Below are 16,289 nucleotides of genomic sequence, written 5' to 3' on the forward strand. Positions count from 1 at the left end.
CCCACCGTCGTTCCAGGCGGTGATCGTTTGCGCAAACAGCGGCGGTTCCCCGGGACGGGAATTTCCCGGAAGTAAGCACCGCCCCGGAAAGGAGTCATCCGTGTTTTTTGTCGATACCCTGGAGTTCGAGGGGCTGGGCAATCGCAGTTACCTGGCCGGCGGTCCGAGAGCGGCGGTCGTGGTCGATCCGCCGCGGGACGTCGACCAGGTGATCGCCGCCGCCGCCCGGCGAGGGGTGCGCATCGCCTACGTGGCGGAGACGCACTTGCACAACGACTACGTCACCGGCGGGCTGGAACTGGCCCGCCTCACCGGCGCCCGCTACCTGGTCCCGGCCCACGCCAACGTCTCCTTCTCCCGCACGCCCGTCACGGACGGCGACACGTCAGCGGTGGACGATCACCTGGTGCTGCGGGCGATAGCAACACCGGGCCACACCCCGCACCACACCTCGTACGCGCTGGAGGAGGACGGACATGCGGTGGCGGTCTTCACCGGCGGCTCGCTGCTGATCGGCTCCGTGGGGCGTCCGGACCTGGTGGACCCGCGACTGACGGAGCGCCTGGCCCGCGCGCAGCACGCCTCCGCCCACCGGCTGGCGGCAATGCTCGACGATGAGGTGCCCGTGCTCCCCACGCACGGCTTCGGCAGCTTCTGCTCCTCCTCCCAGGCCGAGGGCGATGCGACCACGATCGGCAACGAACGCATCAGAAACGACGCTCTCACCCTGGATGTGGACACCTTCGTGAAGCGGGTCCTGGCCGGGCTGGAAGACGTGCCCGCCTACTACACGCACATGGGCCCGGCCAACGCCGCCGGCCCCGGGCCCGTCGACCTGACCCCGCCCCAGCCCGCTGACGCCGCACAGATCGCCGAACGGCTGGCGGCGGGTGAGTGGGTGGTGGACCTGCGCAGCCGGGTCGCCTTCGCCGACGGCCATGTGGCCGGATCGTTCAACTTCGAGGCCACGGGCAAGCTGGCCACCTATCTGGCCTGGCTGATCCCGTGGGGCAAGCCGGTCACCCTGCTCGGCGACACCCCGGCGCAGATTGCCGACGCGCAGCGTGAGCTGACCCGGGTCGGCATCGACCGCCCGGCTGCCGCCGCCACCGGCGATCCAGCCGCCTGGGTCCCTGAGGGGGAACAGCTCGTCTCCTTCCCCCGCGCCGACTTCGCCGACCTCACCGCGGCACATGAGCGCGGCGAGGACGTAGTCGTACTGGATGTGCGCCGAAAGTCCGAACGCGTGAACGGCTTTATCGAGGGCTCCGTGCACATCCCGCTCCACGAGCTGCACGACCGGGTCGGCGACGTGCCGGACGGCACGGTGTGGGTGCACTGCGCCGGCGGGATGCGCGCGGCGATCGCCGCTTCCCTCCTGGACGCGACCGGACGAAAGGTCACCGCCATCGATGACGGCTTCGAGGCCGCCGCCGACGCGGGCCTCACTGTCACCCGGCCATGAATCCTGGGCTCCACCTGAACAGAAGGCATGCGATGTTCCTCTCCCGCCACGGTCCTGGCCGCATCGGTCCCGAACAGGCCCACCCCCGCGTCACCGGGACCGGGCCGCCGGTGGCCGGCGGCAGCGAACACGGCGGGCGAATAGCGTGACCGCTCTGATCCTGGCCCTGATCGCAGGAGCCGTCGTCGGCCTGACGCTCGGCGCCCTCGGCGGCGGCGGCAGCGTCCTGGCGGTGCCCGCGCTGATCTACCTGCTCGGCTTCACTCCCGCCGCGGCCACCACCGCCAGCCTGATCATCGTCACCGCCACGTCTGTGACCGCCCTGTACGCGCACGCCCGGGCCGGGCAGGTGCGGTGGAAGGCCGGAGCCGCGTTCGCAGCCGCCGGGATTCTTCCGGCGGCCGCTGCTGGAGCCGCCGCCGCCCACCTACCCCAAGCGGTCCTCACCGTCGCCTTCGCCGCGACAGCCGTCCTTGCCGCTGTCCAGATGCTCCGGCCTGCTCACACCGCCCGCCCTGGGAGCGGCGACGTACGGCCGGGCAAGGCAGCCGGGGCCGGTGCCGGCCTGGGCGCGCTGACCGGACTGCTCGGTGTGGGTGGCGGCTTCCTCGCCGTCCCCGCCCTGGTCACCGTCCTGGCCTTCGAGATGGAAGCCGCAGTCGGCACCAGCCTGCTGATCATCACGGCCAACTCACTGGCTTCGCTGGCCACTCGATCCGGCGTCGCCGTCTCGCTCGACTGGTCGGTGATCGGACCGTTCACCGGAAGCGCGATCCTGGGCGCCTGGGACGGCAAGCGCATGGCCGCGAAGGTCTCCGGGTCCCGCCTGCAGCGCATTTTCGCGCTGGTCCTGCTGGCCGTGGCCGTCTTCATGGCTGCCGACGCCGTGACGTGACGGCAGCTCAGGCCGGCGGCGACTTCTCCTGACGGGCCCGCACCCGCTCGGTGGTCCCGGCCGTCTGCCGCCCTCCGCCTCGTAACTGGCCCAGGACCAGTTACGAGGCCCGGTGGCGGCTGGTCGCTCAACTGCGGGAGGAGACGTTCTGGAACCAGGTACGAAAGTGCGGCCCGGGCGGATGAGGTGCTGTGCCTGGATGTGGAGGACCTGTACCCGCAAGACAAGCGGGGAGAGATCGCCGCTGAGCTGCACCCTGCTTCGTGGAGTCCCTGAAGCCAGGTTCACGGACCAGTCAACGGGACCGTGCCCATCCACGTGCATCCACCACCGAAGACCACTCGGTGCGGTTCCATCGCTAGCCCTCCAGGACATGGCGCGGATCCGCACACGCAAGGTGTGCGAGCCGCGTTCCGTCCACGGCAGCTGACCGAGCGCTCCCAAGTTCAGGGCGTCGGTGATCCGGGCCTCGCCGTCGCGCGTGGTGCAGGTGGTTCCCAGCACCATGGTGCCGTCCAGGTATCGGTGGCTGACCTCGTAGGGCACCGTGGGCGCCAGTGCCACGCAGCCTCCGCCGACTGGGGCGAGGAGCGCAGCGCAGCGGTGGGGCGGCCAGGGACGGCGCGGCGAGCCAGTCGACTGCCCCGCCCCCGGGCGGCCAGGGCGGTGGAGCGGAGGTCGCATGATCCTCTTCCGGGTTCTGCTTCGGGAGCCGGCTGGGCCGCCGCGAGTGGGCGGCCTCGGCGGTCATGGCCGCGGGCGTGGCCGGGCTGCTGCTGGCGCTGGGGCCCGGTCACGGCATGTCCTCGTGGGTCTCCGGGGCCGCCTGGCTGATCGGCGGGGGAACCGACGTGCTGCTGATCGGGGCCGGTGTCCTCTGGGCGCGCGGGTGCCGGGCACCCGCCGGGCCGCCCTTCTGGGGAGTGACGACGGTATGCGCCTTCGGTCTGACCGCCGCACTGATCAAGGCAGTGACGAACACCTATTGTCACGGCCTGGCCGCTGTGTCACCGGCTGGGAGCTGAGGTCCGTGATCGCGATCGGTGCGTGCGCGATGTTCCTGCTGCAGTCGGCGATGGACGAGGGCGGCCTGCTGGTCTTCCAGTCCGCCCTGACCACGGCCGACCCGGTGATCGGCATCCTCTGGGGCGTGCTGGTCTTCCATGAGGAGGTGCGCGGCGGCCTGTTCATCCTGCTGGCGGTCGCGTGTGCCGCGGCGGCGGGGACGGCCGTGATGATGCTGTCTAGCTCGCCGCTCGCCGCTCCCCGCTGCTCAGCGACACGTCGGGCGGCCAGGAAGCGGCCGATCAGGCCGGTGAGGGCTCGCACACGCCGCGCGGCTGGAGGGCACGGGCTGAAAGGGCGCCCGGAGAGCTGTTCGCCCCCGATCGGCGACCGCGAACCGCGGGGTGCCGGGCGCTCTGCCGGCATGTGGCAATGTCATCGGCATGTCGTGCCCCTTCTGCCAGCTCATCCGTGAAGACAGCGCCCAGTGGGTGGCCCGCGAGCCGTCCACCTGCGCGTTCGCCCCCCTCAACCCTCTCGCTCCAGGGCACACCCTGGTGATACCGGCGTCTCACTACGCCGATGTCTTCGACACTCCCGCCGAGGCACTGGACGAGACCGTCGAACTGGTCCAGCGACTGGCACACGCCATGCGCTCCGCGTTGAACGCAACCGGCGTGAACGTCCTCAACGCGAGTGGGCCAGGATCGGAGCAGTCGGTGCCTCATCTGCACTTCCACGTCGTTCCGCGGTGGCCGGACGACGGCATCTCCACCTGGCCGACCGGGCAGTCCCAGCATCGGTGCGCCGGTGACCCAGCCACACGACTCGCCCACGCACTGGCCACTGAGAAGCGCCCCAGAAGCTGAGCCAGGACACCGGAGTGCACCCGCTGCTCACGGGCGCCCCACGCGGGTCTGCGGCGGGTACGGGGCCGATGAGGCCAAGGGGGAGGCGGCGGGCCTCCCGCTGGGCCCTCCCGGTGCCTTACGGGTTGAGCGGGCATGTGACGGAAGATCATCACGAAGTGGGCGGCAGTCTATGGCGAGGCGGTCGGCGCAGGCGCTCTTGTCCAGTGCCGCGTGAACCGGGACTTGCACGCTCGTCGGGTCGAGACAGCGCCCGGACGTGCAAGGCCCCCACGCCGGAACTAGTATTGGAAACAAACTAGTACTGATTTACCCCTACCCGTGCAGGGAGTGCCATGTCCGGCAGCGAGAACCACGTGACCTTCAGGCACGGCCAGGAGTTCCTGGCCGCCATCTCGGAGCGCTGGAACTACCAGATCCTGCGCGAAGTGTTCTTCGGTGTCGGCCGATTCGGCGAACTCAAACGGGCGCTGGGTATCTCGGCGAACATTTTGACCACGCGACTCAACACCCTGATCGACCTGGGCCTGCTCACCAAGCGCGCATACCGCCAGGACAAGCCGTGGTACGAGTACCAGCTCACGGACAGCGCCCGGGAGCTCGTCGTCCCCGCCATCGCGGCCGTCACACGCTGGGCCGAGGTTCATGCGGGCGACGGTGACGGCACGCGCCACCGGTTCCTGCACACAGTGTGTGACAGTCCGACCAATCCCTACCTCGCATGCAGCAACTGCCACCAGCCGGTCGAGGCGTCGACCCTGCGCCCCCTGCCGGTCGAGCAGGGTGACGCGGACACGGCGAGCGCCGGCTGACCGTCCGGATCGGACGTGATCAGGCCATAGGAGCTCTAGTAGCGTTTCAGGACTAGTGCGAATATGCTACTAGCTAGCGGCCGAGTCGCGCCGCGCTCCGACTGCTGGGAGGACGATCATGCCGACCACCCCGAACCGGCTCGAAGGCATCGCCGAGAGGCTGATCCCCACGTCACTGGGCCTGATCAACGTGCGCGTCGGCGGCCGCGCCGACGGTCGGCCCATGGTGTTCTGGCCGAGCCTGATGATGGACGGCACCATGTGGGAGTACCAGTACGAGCACTTCGCCCCGACGCACCGCGTCGTGCTCGTCGACAGCCCCGGACACGGCAAGTCCGACGCGCTGCGGAAGATCATCGACCTGAAGGACTGCTCCACCGTCCTCGTCGAGATCCTCGACGCGCTCGGCATCGGCAAGTGTGTGCTGGTCGGCAACAGCTGGGGCGGCATGCTCGCCGGCGTCTTCCCGGCCTACCACCCGGAGCGGTCCGCGGCCGCGGTCGGCATCAACTGCACCGCCTCGCTGCCCACGACGTTCGAGAGCATCTGGGCCACCGCTCTGGCCGCGTTCCTGTCGCTGAACTCGACGATGCCCGCGCTTGCCGCCAAGGCCGCGCGCCGCGCGTTCGCCGGGCCGAGTGCGGAGGCCTCGAACCCCGAGTTCGTCGAGTTCACCAAGGTCGTGCTCCGTGACGACCCGAAGTCCGTGGCATGGGCACTACGCAGCATCCTGATCGGCCGCAAGGACGAACACCGCCGCCTGAACACCATCAAGGGCGTGCCCGTGCTGATCATCGCCGGCGAGGAGGACAGCCAGTTCCCCGTGCACGTGGTCCGGAAGATGGCCGACGCCATCCCGGACAGCGCCTTCCGCGTCCTCAAGCACACCGCCCACCTCGCCGCGCGTGAGAATCCCGCTTCGGTCAACGCCGAGATCGACGCTTTTCTCGCCGCCCTGCCCACCGCGGCCTGACCACGACGGAGTGGACTACGCCATGGCGAACACAGCACACCCGACGAACGTCCCCGCCTGGGTCCTGAAATTCATGGACGCCATCGACACCCTGTCGTTCGACGAAGGCTTCGCACTGCTCACCGAGGACACCGACCTGTACTTCGGCACCGCGCACATCCACGGAGTCGAAGCCATCAAGGCATTTTTCGTCAAGATCGACGAGCCGTTGCACATCACTCACGAGGTACTGGAGTTCTGGACCGCGGACAAAGGCGTCAGGCTGCTGCGCGGCGAGGCGACGATGGCCAAGAAGAGCGAACCGGACCGCGTCGTCCGCGCCCCGTTCACGCATATCTTCTACCTGGCAGAGGAGGGACCGCTCCGCATCCGCGAACTTCGCATCACCGCAGGCCCGCTGGAGACCCATGCGGTCAGGTGACCCCCTTCGGCACACAGTGCCCCGTCCTCCGACCGGGAAGAGGGTGGCGTCCCGGGGGACCACCCGCTCCCGGTCGGAGCCTCAGCACAAGCGCCACACCGACCCTGGTGAGGACCGGCCAGGCCGCCCCTGTTCGCCGACAATGAAGTCACCGGCATCGAAGTCGTACACACGCCGAGTTTTCGGCACCGCCGCATTCGACCTGTACCCGGGCGTTCGGTTCGTCCCCCACAGCGACGGTCTCGTCGAGACTCGCCACCATCCCATCGACGAGCGCCTGGCCACACTGGTGAGCGTCCTCGACGCACCACCGCGCCCGCCCGACGAAACCTGCCAGTGGCTCCTGCACTCCCTTCGGCACCCCGAGGACAACGGCGACGTGACCATCCGCATCGGGCAGGCCCGGCCGGCAGCCCGGCGACAGAGACACCCGCGGCACCGGGCCCACCCCCTGACGAACGAGCGGCTCCGCACGCCCGAAAGACTCGAACGACGGGCCCGAGGCTTCCCCCGTGCACTGTCAGGAGAAGCGGCCCTGTCAGGCGAAGACGGACAGCAGAAGGGCCATACCGAGGCCGAACACGCTGACCAGCGTTTGCACCACGGTCTGTGTTCTGGCGGCCTGCGCGAGGTCCATGCCGAAGGACTCCTTGACCAGCCAGAAACCCGCGTGGTTGACGTAGTTGAGGCCGATGGATCCGGCGCCGATGGCGACCACGAGGAGGGACGCCTCCAGGCCGCCGCTGGTACCGATCAGCGGGGCGACGATGCCGGTGGCGGAGACGATGCCGACGGTGGCCGAACCCGTGGTCAGGGAGAGCAGCAGCGCGATCAGCCAGCCGAGCACGATCACGTTGAGGTGAGCCCCTTTGGCCGCCGAGGCGATGGCGTCGCCGATGCCGGAGTCCTGAAGCACCTGCTTGAACGCGCCGCCGCCGCCGATGATGAGCAGGATGGCGGCGATGGACTTGAGGCTGTCCGTCAGGGAGGCGCGGGTCTGCTCGCCGGAGCGGTCGCCGCGCAGGAGGGTCACCCCCAGAGCGAACAGGAAGCCCGCAAGCATCGCCACCAGTGGCTCGCCGATGAACGTGAGCGCGGACCACAGAGCGCTGGAATCGTCGAGCACTGTCTCAGCCAGGGTGCGCAGCAGCATCAGGGCGACGGGGACGAGCACGGAGGCGACGGCCAGGCCCGTGGGAACGCCACCGCGCGTCCGAGGCGCGGCGGCCTGCTGCGCCTCGGGCCCGGAGGCCGAGGCGGCGGACTCGGGCGCTGCCCCGCTGCGCGGCCCGGAGCCGGTGAACTGCGCCACGAGCGCGGCGTCGGGCCGCACGTCGGCCAGGCGGGGCGCTATCCAGCGGGCGTAGACGGGGCCGGCCAGGACGACGGTGGGGATCGCGCAGACGAGGCCGACGCCGAGGGTGAGACCGAGATCGGCGTGGAGGCCGGTCACGGCGGTCAGCGGCCCCGGATGCGGGGGCAGCATGCCGTGCAGGGTGGACAACGCCGCGATGGCCGGAACGCCGAGCAGCACGTAGGGCGAGCCCTTGGTGCCTCCATTGGCCTCCAGTCGGCGCGCCACGCTGAAGATCAGAGGCAGCAGCACGATGAGGCCGACCTCGAAGAACATCGGGATGCCTATGACGAACGCGGCGGCTGCGACGAGCCAGGGCAGCCGGCGGGTGCTGGACCGGTCGACGACGGCATGGGCTATGGCGTCGGTGGCGCCGGAGTCCGACAGCAGGCGGCCGAGCATGGCGCCCAGGGCGAGGGTGAGGCCGACATCGCCCAGAGTGCCGCCCGCTCCCTCTTCGAGAGAGTCCGTCAGTTTGCCGACCGGCTCGCCGGCCACCAGCCCGGTGGCCACGCTCACGAGGATGAGGGCGACGAAGGGATGTACACGCAGCCGTGAGTTGATGAGGTAGATCAGGACCGCGATCGCCACGGTGAGGACGAGCAGCAGAAACCAAGCGTGTGAGGTCACGCGGAGACACCTTTCGACGGTCGGCCGTGAGTGGGCCGGGTGGAGTGGGTTCGGCTGACAGAACCCATCAAGGGCGGGTGGCGCGGCCACCGTGGGCATGGGGCCGGCCACCGAGGGCACGGGCCCGCGGTAGCGGGCGTGGTTCGGCTGCTGGTCAGGTCCGTGGACCTCCGCGGCGACGACGATCACGGCCCGGTCACGGCGGCGAAGCGACCGCTCGGTTACTCCAGACCGAGCTGCGCGACCAGATCGGTGACCAGTTTGTCCTGTTGATCCAGGTATGAGCGGAATGTGTCGCCGGTGGCGAACACGTCCGTCCAGCCGTGCCGGAAGAGTTCGGCTTTCCAGCGCGGGGAGTTGTGCAACGCGGTCAGGACGTCGGTCCAGCGCTTCCTGTCGGCGTCGCTGATGCCGGGCGGGGCGACGACGCCGCGCCAGTTGGCGAACACCAGGTCGATGCCGGACGACTTGAGCGTCGGCACCCCCGGGAGGGGCTTGACCGGCCGGTCGCCGGTCATGGCGAGGACCTGGAGCTGGCCACTGCCGATCTGGTCGAGGAACTCGCCGAACCCGCTGGTGGCGAAGTCGACCTTGCCGTCCAGCAGGGACGGCAGGAGGTTGCCGCCGCCGCCGTCGTAGGCCACGTATCCGACCTTCTTCGGGTCGATACCGACCGCCTTGGCCAGTTCCATGGCCAGCAGATGATCGGGGCCGCCGGGGGAGGATCCGCCACCGACCCGCAGCCGGCCCGGAGCCTTGCGCCAGGCGGTGATGAGCTGCTGGATCGTCCTGTACGGCGAGTCCTTGCGCACGACCACCGCGCCCGCCTCCTCGATCAGACGCGCGATCGGGGTGGTCCGGGCAACGGTCACCTTCGCCTTCGCCACATGGGAGGCTCCCACCACGCCGAGCCCCATCTGCAGGGCGAGGTCACCGTTGCCGCGCTCATTGACGATCCGCTGCAGACCCACCGTGCCGCCCGCGCCCGGCAGATTGAAGACCTGCACGTCCGATGCGATGCCGGCCTCCTCCATGACCCGCGCCGCGGTCCGCGCCGTGGTGTCGTAACCGCCGCCCGGAGTGTTGGGCACGGCGATCCGCAAGCCCTGGACCGGCTTGTGGCCGCCCACCGGCCACACTCCGCAGCCGCTGCTCGCGAGCAGCAGCCCCAGCACGGCGAGGGTGCCGAGAAAGGCACGTGCGGGACCTCTCATGGCACCTCACTTCCGATTTCAACCGGCGGACGTCATGATTATGCGATCCGGCACATGCGCTGCCCACGTTGTGTCAGCACGAAAGATTGAGTTCATTGTGGTCGCTGTCTTCCGCCGCCATACGCTGGCGGGAGAGATGCTCGCCCTCCAGCTGGTCATCATCGTGGTCGTGCTGCTGGCCGTCGCCGGCTTCTCTCTCGGCCAGTCCGAGGCCACCTTCAAACGCGTCGAAGGCCGTCGGATCGACGCGCTGGCGGAGCAACTGGCCGCGAACCCCCTGGTCCGCAGCCAGCTGGTGCGGCCCGCTCCCGAAGAGACACTGGCCCCGCTGGTGCACTCCACGCTGGCTCAGTCCGGTGTCACCTCCGTGACGGTGGCCGACGCGAAGGGCCGCATCGTCTCCTCCACCAACCCCACTGTGGTCGGCGAGCCGCTGCCCCTGGGGCAGGGAGCCGCCGCGGGGCGCGGCTGGTCCGGACAACTGACACTGGACGGCAGTCGCGAGTTGGTGGCCCAGGTGGCAGTGCTCGGAGCCGAGGAGAGCGACCTCGGCCGCACGCTCGGCACCGTGATGATCGGTGAGGCGTTCCCATCCATGTCGGAGCGGCTCAGTGGCGCCTCCTCGTACCTGCTCGCCTACCTGGGCATCGCCAGCGGACTCGGCGCGACCGGATCGTGGCTCCTCGCGCGACGGGTCAAGCGCCAGACCCATGGTCTGGAGCCGCGAGAGATCACCGGGCTGGCCGAGCACCGCGAGGCCATGCTGTACGGGATCGCCGAGGGCGTCGTCGCACTCGACCCGCAACACCGCCTCACCCTCGTCAATGACGTGGGCCGGCGCCTGCTGGACCTGCCCGAGGACTGCGTGGGGCAGAGCCTCGACGCACTCGACATCGACGGACGGCTGCGGGACGTGCTCATCGGGGCCCGGGGCGGCGCCGACCGGCCCGACCAGGTAGTCATCCGCCGCGCACGCATGCTCGTCATGAACCGGATGACCGTCGTCAAGGACGGCCGCACCCTGGGCTCTGTCACCACCTTGCGCGACCGCACCGAACTGGCGGAACTGGAGCGGAAGGTCGGCTCCTTCCGCAGTTCCTCCGAACTGCTGCGCGCCCAGGCCCACGAGTTCGCCAACCAACTGCACACCATCTCGGGGTTGATCCAGATCGGCGAACACGACGAAGTGGTGCGGCACATCCGTGCGTTGAACCAGCGCCGCCAGTCGCTGGACATGACCCTCGCCAGCCGCGTACGCGACACCGCGATCGCCGCGCTGCTGATGGCCAAGTCCTCGCTGGCCGCCGAGCGCAGAGTCGCCCTGCGCATCTCCGCCGACACCGCACTCGATCGGCTCGTGGCGGAGGACGCGGCCGATGTCGCCACGGTGGTCGGCAACCTCGTCGACAACGCGGTGGACGCCGCCGCCGTGCATCGCGGCGACGACGACGAGGCATGGGTCGAGGTGGAGCTGCGGCAGGACGCCTCCAGCGTCGAGATCGTGGTCCGTGACTCCGGACCGGGCCTCACCGCGGAAGTCGCACGGGAAGTCTTCGTCCACGGTTTCACCACCAAGGCCGATCCCGAGGGCCGGCGAGGCATCGGACTGGCACTCACCAAGCTGGTGTGCGAACGCCACGGCGGCGAGGTATCCGTGACCAGCACACCCGACGGCGCGGTGTTCACCGCACGTATGACAGTCAGCCACCCCGCCGACGCGGTGGCGGAAGGAGCATCCCGATGACCGCCACGCACGGCCCGTCCGCAGCGTGCGCGACGATCGACGTCCTCGTCGTCGACGACGACTTCATGGTGGCCCGGGTGCACCGCAGGTTCGTCGAGAGTGTCCAGCCGTTCAGGGTGGTCGGCACGGCCCACACCGGCCAACAGGCCATCGACGCGGTGGACGACCTGCGGCCGGACCTGGTCCTGCTCGACCTGTATCTGCCCGACACGTTCGGCCTCGACGTCATACCCCGGCTGCGCTCCGCGGGCCACGACTGCGACGTGATGGTGATCAGCGCCGCCCAGGAGGCCGAGACGGTGCGCCGTGCCGCGCGCCGAGGAGTGGTCGACTACCTGCTCAAACCGTTCGCCTTCGACGATCTCCGCCCCCGCCTGGAGCGGTATGCCACGCGACGCGACCGTCTGCTGGCCACCGTCGTGCGAAGCCAGGCGGACGTGGACCGCGTCCTGGCAGGAGGGACGGCCACCGCACCGGCAGGCGCGCTGCCCAAGGGCATGAGTGTGGAGACCGCCGAACTCGTCGAACGGGCCCTCCGCCAAGCCGACGGCACCCTGTCCGCCGCCGAGTGCGCGGCCCTGACCGGCGTCTCCCGGGTGAGCGCCCGCCGCTACCTGGAGCACTTCCACACCATCGGCAGCGCCAAGGTGACGCTGCGCTACGGCGTCGCCGGCCGGCCCGAACGCCGCTACGGCTGGCGCGTCTGAGAGCTGAGCGGCCGGCGCGAGTCGGCGGGCGGGGCCGCAGCCCCCGGGCGGTCCCGGTTGAGACACCGAGCAGGTAGGCGGCGCGGCCACCGGCGGCCGATCGCGGCCTGGGGCGTTTCTGCGGCGGTCTGAGCGTGAAGTCTGTCTCGCCGGCGACACAACAACAAGCTAAGCCTGCCGTGGCCACCCCGGCCGGCGAACCACGCAGCCAGGGGCCCGGGTGTGCTGCCGCCCGGCGGTGGCAGCACACCCGGGCCCCTGGCGGTCAGCGGGCGCCGTGCGGGGCGGCTGTCAGCCGAGGGAGATCGGGTCGGTGCCGAAGGTCCAGGAGCTTCCGGACCTCGCGTAGACCTGGATCGGGGTGCTGCCGTAGTCCTCGCCGGAGATGTAGTCGCACTGGCCGGGCGGGAGGACGCGGGTGATGTGCCCCGGGCTGGTGACGTTGTCGCCCGCCGTGTCCTTGATCCAGAAGTAGAAGCTGTTCGCCGAGCTCTGGTAGTTGCACAGCCGGGCGGACACCCACGGGTTCTCGTCCGACGTGTGCCAGCCGGTGATCTCCACGCCGTGCGCAGAGTTGGAGTCGGATCCGGTGGCGGCGGACGCGCTTCCCGACGCGAGCCCCAGCCCCGTGACGGCCAGTGCGGTCACTGCGGCGAGGGAGGCGACTCGGCGCCCCAGCTTGAACTGCATGTCTTCCCCTTCGATTCGGACGGGACGAACGATCCGTTGCGAGCCGGTCTTGCCACCGGTGGTGCCGACTGCCGCGTGGTGGCGGGCGGTTCGGCCTCCATTCTTGCCCTGGGGCGTGTCGTCCCCCCACGACTTGACCCGACGTTGACCGGACATTCCCGTACGGCGGGCAGTTCGAGGAAGAGGAGGGAGCGTGCGTCACCGCTGTCGACGACGACGGCGAGCCGAAGTTCCTGCCCGTGGTCTCCGAGCGGGCCCGCGCCAAGCTGAACCAGATCGCCGCGAAGATGACGCGCCCGCCGAAGCAGAAGGCCCGGTCCCTCGCGCAGCTGCGCAAGGAATGGAAGGAGAGTGCGATCCGCACGTCCAAGGTGGCCGTCGACGTCATCAACTCCCTCCTCGAGTACGCCCGCGCTGCGGCTGCGGCTGCGGCTGCGGCGATCCGGGTCCGGGCCGTCGCCGTGGTCGACGTCGCCCTGGCGGCCGTCGACGTCGCCGCGACGGTGTTCGTGATGAACGACGGCGGCCGGTTCCACCGTCGGCACCTGCCTGCCGAAGCCCGCGGCCACTTCGCCCTCGTCCTGCGCGGCCGCCGTCGCGAACCGGACCTGGACGACCGGATCGTGGCTGCTGCCCTCTCTATGTACTGCTTGGACATCAGCGAGCCGAAGACCGTGCGCGGCTTGGAGTCCGGCTAAGAGGTCCTAACAGAGTTGGGCCTTGCCCCTTGATCCTGGACACACAAGGCTGAGGCGACCCCTGCGGTGTGGACACTCTGACAATGGATCTTGACGGTCCGAGGAAGAAGGGTGTCCTTGTGGGACGTAGGCCTCCGTATCCGGAAGAGTTCAGGAACGACGCGGTGGCGCTGTATCGCGCGGCAGCGGGTCGGCGCACGTACGCGGCGGTCGCGGTGGATGTCGGGGTGACCGGCGAGACGCTGCGGTCCTGGGTGCGCCAGGCCGACGAGCAGGCGGGCCGGGCCCGCGGCAGCGAGGCGACGCCCGAGGACCGGGACGAGGAACTGATCCGGCTGCGGGCCAAGCTCGGCCGGCTGCGCAAGGCCGAGGCCGAGTGGCAGTTGGAGCGGGAGATCCCGCGACGGGCGGCCCAGTATTTCGCCCAGGAGATGAGGGCATGACCGACCGCTGGGACTTCGTCTCCGCCCACCGCGCCGACTTCGGCGTGCAGCGGATATGCCGGGTCCTGGGCGTCTCGCGCTCGGGCTACTACCGGTGGATCGCAGGGGCGCCTGCCCGTGACGAACGCCGGGCGGACGACGACACCCTGGTCGCCGAGATCCGCGAGATCCACGCCGGGCACCGCGGCACCTACGGAGTGCGGCGCGTGCACGCCGAGTTGCGGGGCTTCGGGCACATGGTCAACCGCAAGCGGGTCGAGCGGTTGATGCGCCGGGAAGGCATCCAGGATCGACACCTGCGCCGGCGCAAGCACACCACGATCCCCGACCGGCTCGCGCCGCCCGCGCCGGACCTGATCCGACGCGACTTCACCGCCGCCGTCCTGGACGAGAAGTGGTGCGGGAACATCACCTACGTGCAGGTCGGCGGCACGTGGCTCTACCTGGCCTGCGTCCTGGACATCTGCTCGCGCCGGCTGCTCGGCTGGTCGATGGCCACACACATGCGCACCGAGCTGGTCGTCGATGCGCTCACGATGGCGGTGGCGACCCGCGGCGGCCACGTCGACGGAGTGATCTTCCATTGTATCCACGCGGACAGGGATCCCAGTACACCTCGGCGGCGTTCGCCAAGGTCAGCGACCGTTTCGGCGTCCGCCGGAGCATGGACCGTGTCGGGTCGAGCTACGACAACGCCCTGGCCGAGAGCTTCTGGCAGGGACTGACGAGAGAAGCGATGCAGGGGGTGTTCACGACGGTGCGACAGGCCAGGCTGGAGATCTTCCAGTGGCTGACGTACTACAACGCCCGCAGACGACACAGCAGTCTCGGCTACCTCTCACCCGTCGAGTTCGAACAACAACACCGGGCAGAACATGGACTCACGCTCGCGGCATGAACCCCGTGTCCACACTCCGGGGGACGGCTCAAACGGGTGACGCACCCCTCGACGCCGACGCGGATCCGGCAACAGTCGCAACCGCTCCACCAGCGACAACCCCGAAGTGTCCTCCAGAGCGGGCGACTTGATCAGACAGACGGTGGCAGTCTGACGACACATCGAGGCTCCGGTGGTACGAGGCGACTTGGGGGGGACCCCGTTCAACCGGAGCTTCGTTGCGTTCGTGACGGCCCAACCCGCACTCCTTGGACCGCCGCAACCTGCGGACTCACATGATCCCCCGGACTTTAAACGCCCCAGCCCCGCGGGCTGCTGCGCTCAGGACTGGTCGTACCAGGAGAACGCCGCGATCCGCCAGCCCTCCGGGGTGCGGACGAACTGGAAGGTCTTGGTCCCGCCGTCCTCGAATGGCTTGCCGTCCAGGACGCCGGCCTTGCGGTACTCGCCGAAGCGCGCCGCGATGTCGCCCGCGATCTCGGTCCGCTCGGAGGTCTCCCACTCCGAGAACTCGACCAACCGGCCGTCGGAGAGCAGGCGTTCGCGAGGCTCGATGAACTCGTCCATGGTGTAGACCGTGTACTTCGGCCCGGTCAGCACGATCACGCCCCCCGGAATGACCAGCCGGCGGATCCGGGCCACGTCCGCAACCTTGCCGCCGCGGTTGTCGAAGGCTCCGAAGAACTCGGCGGTTATGGCGTCAATCTCGATCTTGGACATGGTGCGACAGTAACACCGATAGGGGGCGGCGGACATGGCGTCGAGGCAGCTTCGGTCCAGCACACCCACGAGATCACGCGACTTTGCAACAGCCCTGGTCTCAGTACACCTGAGCCATTGCTGGCCACAAAGTTCCGCTGGTTCACCTTCACTGCGACGGGACAGTCGGGTAGGGAATGAGGAAGCCTCTTTGCTCGTAGCCCGCGGTCATGTCGTCGATCTCCGCCAGGGTGTTGGTGCGCCCGTAGGCCTCCAGCAGCATGACCACGATGCAGACCGTGAGGAGCCCTACCGCAAGCTGGTCGAGCAGCCTGGGCTGTGCCCGGTGCGGCCGGAGTGGCTGCACATGACCGTGCTCCACGCCGGCCCGCAGGACAGCGCCACTCCCGCTGAGATCAACCAGCTGGTCACGTGTTGTCTTTCGGCCTGCCGCCGAAAACTCTGCGTCCATGGCGGGCCGCCGTCGCGGCGCGCGCGGACTGGACGGCATCGACAGGGGAGGCGCTGCCCGCCTGACGACGGCCCGGCACCGGCTGAACCGGCACGCGGCCCGGGCGCGGGACTGTAGCAGCGGCACGTCGTCCTGGGAGCTCCGGCAGCCGGGCGCAGCCGTTCGTCTCGCCGCCTGTGACGACAAAGGCGAGGGGACGGCCCTGGCCGTCGCGAGCCACGTAAATCTTGCTGGTCGGACCGCCTCTGGACCGGCCGGGGCCGGGTCGTGAGCCCCTTTTTTCGGGCCCCGGCCGCATGT

The 16,289-nt window shown here is 69.6% G+C and carries 16 protein-coding genes and 1 pseudogene; 12 read left to right on the plus strand and 5 right to left on the minus strand.

The genetic code is table 11. The annotated features are described in order from the left end of the window. The first annotated feature begins 100 nt into the window (after positions 1-100). From AB0G56_RS28310 to AB0G56_RS28345, 8 genes are all read left to right on the plus strand, one after another. On the plus strand, positions 101-1,465 hold the full coding sequence (locus AB0G56_RS28310; RefSeq protein WP_360974336.1) for an MBL fold metallo-hydrolase: 1,365 nt from the start codon (positions 101-103) through the stop codon (positions 1,463-1,465). A 145-nt stretch (positions 1,466-1,610) separates the two neighbouring features. Further along, positions 1,611-2,360 (plus strand): sulfite exporter TauE/SafE family protein, encoded by a 750-nt coding sequence (locus AB0G56_RS28315; protein WP_360974339.1) that lies wholly within the window; start codon positions 1,611-1,613, stop codon positions 2,358-2,360. 761 nt (positions 2,361-3,121) lie between these two features. Beyond that, on the plus strand, positions 3,122-3,385 hold the full coding sequence (locus tag AB0G56_RS28320) for a hypothetical protein (RefSeq protein WP_360974342.1): 264 nt from the start codon (positions 3,122-3,124) through the stop codon (positions 3,383-3,385). A gap of 5 nt (positions 3,386-3,390) precedes the next feature. After that, positions 3,391-3,840: a hypothetical protein gene (locus AB0G56_RS28325; protein WP_360974345.1), complete on the plus strand. Its 450-nt coding sequence runs from the start codon at positions 3,391-3,393 to the stop codon at positions 3,838-3,840. Then, a complete protein-coding gene (locus tag AB0G56_RS28330; protein WP_360974348.1) occupies positions 3,809-4,234 on the plus strand; it encodes an HIT domain-containing protein in 426 nt (141 codons plus the stop codon). The genes AB0G56_RS28325 and AB0G56_RS28330 overlap by 32 nt, the downstream gene beginning before the upstream one ends. 335 nt (positions 4,235-4,569) lie before the next feature. After that, positions 4,570-5,046, plus strand: coding sequence for a helix-turn-helix domain-containing protein (locus tag AB0G56_RS28335; RefSeq protein ID WP_360974351.1), 477 nt, complete (start codon positions 4,570-4,572; stop codon positions 5,044-5,046). Positions 5,047-5,164: 118 nt separating this feature from the next. Beyond that, on the plus strand, positions 5,165-6,019 hold the full coding sequence (locus AB0G56_RS28340) for an alpha/beta hydrolase (protein WP_360974354.1): 855 nt from the start codon (positions 5,165-5,167) through the stop codon (positions 6,017-6,019). Between the two features lie 22 nt (positions 6,020-6,041). Beyond that, a complete protein-coding gene (locus AB0G56_RS28345) occupies positions 6,042-6,440 on the plus strand; it encodes a nuclear transport factor 2 family protein (protein ID WP_360974357.1) in 399 nt (132 codons plus the stop codon). 538 nt (positions 6,441-6,978) lie between these two features. Here the strand turns inward: AB0G56_RS28345 and AB0G56_RS28350 are convergent. Further along, positions 6,979-8,424 (minus strand): gluconate:H+ symporter, encoded by a 1,446-nt coding sequence (locus tag AB0G56_RS28350; protein ID WP_360974360.1) that lies wholly within the window; start codon positions 8,422-8,424, stop codon positions 6,979-6,981. A 221-nt stretch (positions 8,425-8,645) separates the two neighbouring features. Beyond that, positions 8,646-9,638, minus strand: a complete 993-nt coding sequence (locus AB0G56_RS28355; protein WP_360974363.1) for a tripartite tricarboxylate transporter substrate binding protein — start codon at positions 9,636-9,638, stop codon at positions 8,646-8,648. A gap of 97 nt (positions 9,639-9,735) precedes the next feature. On the opposite strand from AB0G56_RS28355, the gene AB0G56_RS28360 reads away from it, so the two are divergent. Together AB0G56_RS28360 and AB0G56_RS28365 are read left to right on the plus strand one after the other, a co-directional pair. Next, positions 9,736-11,382 (plus strand): ATP-binding protein, encoded by a 1,647-nt coding sequence (locus tag AB0G56_RS28360; protein ID WP_360974366.1) that lies wholly within the window; start codon positions 9,736-9,738, stop codon positions 11,380-11,382. Beyond that, the gene (locus AB0G56_RS28365; protein WP_360974369.1) at positions 11,379-12,089 is read left to right on the plus strand and encodes a response regulator; all 711 of its coding nucleotides are present in this window, start codon (positions 11,379-11,381) and stop codon (positions 12,087-12,089) included. The genes AB0G56_RS28360 and AB0G56_RS28365 overlap by 4 nt, the downstream gene beginning before the upstream one ends. A 291-nt stretch (positions 12,090-12,380) precedes the next feature. On the opposite strand, the gene AB0G56_RS28370 is transcribed toward AB0G56_RS28365, so the two are convergent. Then, the gene (locus AB0G56_RS28370) at positions 12,381-12,779 is read right to left on the minus strand and encodes a hypothetical protein (protein ID WP_360974372.1); all 399 of its coding nucleotides are present in this window, start codon (positions 12,777-12,779) and stop codon (positions 12,381-12,383) included. A gap of 239 nt (positions 12,780-13,018) precedes the next feature. On the opposite strand from AB0G56_RS28370, the gene AB0G56_RS28375 reads away from it, so the two are divergent. Together AB0G56_RS28375 and AB0G56_RS28380 are read left to right on the plus strand one after the other, a co-directional pair. Next, the gene (locus tag AB0G56_RS28375; RefSeq protein WP_360974375.1) at positions 13,019-13,477 is read left to right on the plus strand and encodes a hypothetical protein; all 459 of its coding nucleotides are present in this window, start codon (positions 13,019-13,021) and stop codon (positions 13,475-13,477) included. 119 nt (positions 13,478-13,596) lie between these two features. Then, positions 13,597-14,818, plus strand: a pseudogene (locus tag AB0G56_RS28380) (IS3 family transposase). Positions 14,819-15,139: 321 nt separating this feature from the next. On the opposite strand, the gene AB0G56_RS28385 reads toward AB0G56_RS28380, so the two are convergent. Both AB0G56_RS28385 and AB0G56_RS28390 read right to left on the minus strand, forming a co-directional pair. Continuing rightward, entirely contained in the window at positions 15,140-15,538 is a 399-nt protein-coding gene (locus tag AB0G56_RS28385) for a DUF4440 domain-containing protein (RefSeq protein WP_360974378.1), read from the minus strand. A 148-nt stretch (positions 15,539-15,686) separates the two neighbouring features. After that, entirely contained in the window at positions 15,687-15,884 is a 198-nt protein-coding gene (locus AB0G56_RS28390; RefSeq protein ID WP_360974381.1) for a hypothetical protein, read from the minus strand. Positions 15,885-16,289 lie beyond the last annotated feature (405 nt).

It is taken from the genome of Streptomyces sp. NPDC021356, assembly GCF_040641015.1.
Classification (GTDB): Bacteria; Actinomycetota; Actinomycetes; order Streptomycetales; family Streptomycetaceae; genus Streptomyces.